This is a genomic window from Phaeobacter sp. CAU 1743 (assembly GCF_039839315.1).
GTDB lineage: Bacteria > Pseudomonadota > Alphaproteobacteria > Rhodobacterales > Rhodobacteraceae > Phycobacter > Phycobacter gallaeciensis_A.
The window spans coordinates 1-2,648 of record NZ_JBDOQR010000163.1 but is presented as its reverse complement, the minus strand read 5'-3'; the positions used below and the strand labels follow the sequence as shown (position 1 = coordinate 2,648).

At 62.3% G+C, this 2,648-nt stretch carries 2 protein-coding genes and 2 pseudogenes; 1 reads left to right on the top strand and 3 read right to left on the bottom strand.

What is annotated here, in order from left to right:
* Positions 1-92, top strand: a pseudogene (locus AAFO90_RS24570) (IS5/IS1182 family transposase); the annotation flags it as partial.
* A gap of 28 nt (positions 93-120) precedes the next feature.
* Here AAFO90_RS24570 and AAFO90_RS24565 read toward each other — a convergent pair.
* The 3 genes and pseudogenes from AAFO90_RS24565 to AAFO90_RS24555 all read right to left on the bottom strand — a co-directional run.
* Positions 121-540 (bottom strand): annotated as a pseudogene (locus AAFO90_RS24565) (aminotransferase class III-fold pyridoxal phosphate-dependent enzyme); the annotation flags it as partial.
* A 135-nt stretch (positions 541-675) separates the two neighbouring features.
* Positions 676-1,704 (bottom strand): histone deacetylase family protein, encoded by a 1,029-nt coding sequence (locus tag AAFO90_RS24560; RefSeq protein WP_347511151.1) that lies wholly within the window; start codon positions 1,702-1,704, stop codon positions 676-678.
* Positions 1,704-2,402 (bottom strand): GntR family transcriptional regulator, encoded by a 699-nt coding sequence (locus tag AAFO90_RS24555; RefSeq protein WP_274869138.1) that lies wholly within the window; start codon positions 2,400-2,402, stop codon positions 1,704-1,706. The genes AAFO90_RS24560 and AAFO90_RS24555 overlap by 1 nt, the downstream gene beginning before the upstream one ends.
* Positions 2,403-2,648 lie beyond the last annotated feature (246 nt).

Sequence of the window (2,648 nt, the reverse complement as noted above, 5' to 3'; positions counted from 1 at the left end):
CGAAGGATTGGGAAAAATCCATCGCCAGCGCGGCAGCTTGGGTCACAATCGCACACATCCGCCGCGTCACGCGGATGCTCGCAAGACAATGAATTCACTCGAAAAGTTTTGAATCAGACTCTCAGGGCGGCCGAGGCCGTTGTTGAGGAACCAGACCATCTTGACCACGGTGTCGTTGGCCTCGGAGCCGGAGTTGGTGAAGAACACGCGGTTCAACCCCTCGGGAGTCATCTCGACCAGCTTCTCTGCAAGGCGGATCGACGGCTCGTGGGCCTTATGCGCAAAGCTGTGGTAGTAGGGCAGTTTCTTCAACTGCTCGTAGGCGGCCTCGGCCAGGCGCGTCTCGGAGAAGCCAACGGCGACGGACCACAGTCCGGCCAGTGCCTCGATGTATTCCTTGCCTTGGTCGTCATACACCCGGGCGCCGTTGCCCCCGGTGATGATCATCGGGCCCTTTTCCTCATGCAGGCGCATGTTCGTGTAGGGGTGCATGGAATGCGCCATGTCAGATGCATGGAGCGAGTTGGAACGCTGGTTCATCGGTATCTCCTGTTGACGGAAGGGGGCGGGACACTGGGCCCCGTTGTGGCGGACTTTAGGGGCTCGCATGATCCTGGGTCATGCGAGAATTCGATCATATTGGCGAGGCAAAGACCCTCTGACTGAAAAAGCGGCTCATCCCTCGCGCCCGAGAAAGCCGGAAAGGAAGCTGGCCAGAGACGTGGTGAGATCCGGCGACAGGTAACCGCCTTCCTGCACCAGCACCGTCGGGTAGCCGGCGGTGGCAATCATCTCGCCCGCGCGGCGGAACCCGTCGAAGCTGACCTTCATGCCGAGCAGCGGGTCGTTCTCATGCGCGTCGAGCCCGAGACTCACCATCAGCGCCCCAGGCTGGAACGCCGCGATAGCCTCCAGCGAGGCGGCGATAGCCGCAAGCCAGGCCTCGTCGGTGGTGGTGCGGGGCAGAGGGATGTTTAGGTTGAAACCCAGCCCTTTGCCACGGCCGACTTCATGGGCATGGCCGACGTTGAACGGGTAGTAATCCGAAGGATCGGCATGCACGGAACAGGTCATCACGTCAGCGCGGTCGTAGAAGATCTCCTGCGTGCCGTTGCCGTGATGGACGTCGATGTCGAGCGTTGCGACGCGCGCGTGCCCCGTGCGCAGCCGCGCGGCGGCGATCGCAGAATTATTCATCAGGCAATGCCCGGCGGCAATGTCTGCGCTGGTGTGATGTCCAGCGGGGCGGCAAAGCGCATAGGCCGACGGTGCCCCGCCCAGCACCACGTCGGCGGCGGCTACGGCACAATCTGCGGCGCGGCGCGATGCGGCCCAGCTGTGCTCTCCAATCGGCGCCGAGGTATCCCCGAAATGCCATCCGGCGCGGGCGACAATGTTTTCGGGATAGGTCGCGACTTCGCTTTTCGGAAAGACCTGGGGGACGACTTCCGGCCCGCAGTCCGGCAGTTTTTGCCATTCCTCCCAGGCGGTTTCGAGGAAAGCGAGGAATTTCTCTGTGTGTACTGCTTCGAGCGTACTGCGGGGCGCCTCTGGCGGTGTTTCGGTGGATAGGCCCATCTGCTCCAGCCCCGCCATCAGAAGCCGCGCCCGTTCGGCACGCTCGGCGTTGCGCTGGATCTTGCCGTTGGTCAATCGGAAGATCGGGTCATGCAGGTCGGTCTCGGGGGCGTAGAAGCATTGCATTAGGGGGTGTTCTCTTCAAGTTTGCGGAATTGGTCCGTCACCAGCATGCGGGCGACGTCGAGGTGGTAGAACATGGCATCCACGGCCTCCTCCTCGCAGCCTGATTGCAAGGCTTCGAGGAGCGGGGCGTGGGTCTCGGCCAGCTTTTGCGCATCGTCGTAGAGCGTTCCGATCAGCACGATGGTCAGTTCGGTCTCCAGCGCGATCCGCTCAAAGCTGCGCAGGTAAAGTGGATTGCCGGAGCCTTCGCAGATCAGCCGGTGAAACTGCATGTCCGCCTCGACCTGGGTGAGCATGTCATGGCCCGGCTCGGCCACCCGGCGCAGCTCTTCGATCTGGGCGCAGAGCGCGGCGGCGGTGGCGCCCAGCCCCTGGCGCATCAGGCGGCGGACGGCGGCGATCTCGATGGTGATGCGGAATTCGTAGAGGTTGTCGATTTCGGCGGCGCTGTGACGCCGGACAAAAAAGCCCCGGTTCGGCGCGTAGGTGACCAGCCCTGAGTTCTCCAGCAGCCGTGCGGCCTCGCGCACCGGCGCACGCGAAGTGCCGAGTTGCTTGGCAACCACCGATTCGCTCAGCCGCTCACCGGGGGCAAGCCGCCCCGAGACGATGGCCCGGCTCAGTAGCCGGGCGACGCGGTCGACCAGCCCTTCGCGGTCGAGGGGGGCAAAGCCGTCGGTGTCGGGAAGCTTTTCCATGTCGCGGATCGTGGCCTTATTTTTCATCCACGCTAGGACTGAATTGCAGGATTGTCGACAATTTACTTGACTAAAGGTGCAGGAATGACCTTCCTTTGCTTAACACCTCATCAATGGAGTTCTCAGAGCCCGATTTGAAACTAATTGAGTGAGTTCAGGAGGTTGTGTTTCTGTTCGGGTACGACACTGAACGGAGACCACGATGGCCTGGACCGAACTCACCCGCAGCCAGCATGCCCGTGAGGG

Coding starts and splice junctions, on each gene's coding strand:
- AAFO90_RS24560 (WP_347511151.1), bottom strand. CDS start 1,704: ATGCAATGCTTCTACGCCCCCGAGACCGACCTGCATGACCCGATCTTC.
- AAFO90_RS24555 (WP_274869138.1), bottom strand. CDS start 2,402: ATGGAAAAGCTTCCCGACACCGACGGCTTTGCCCCCCTCGACCGCGAA.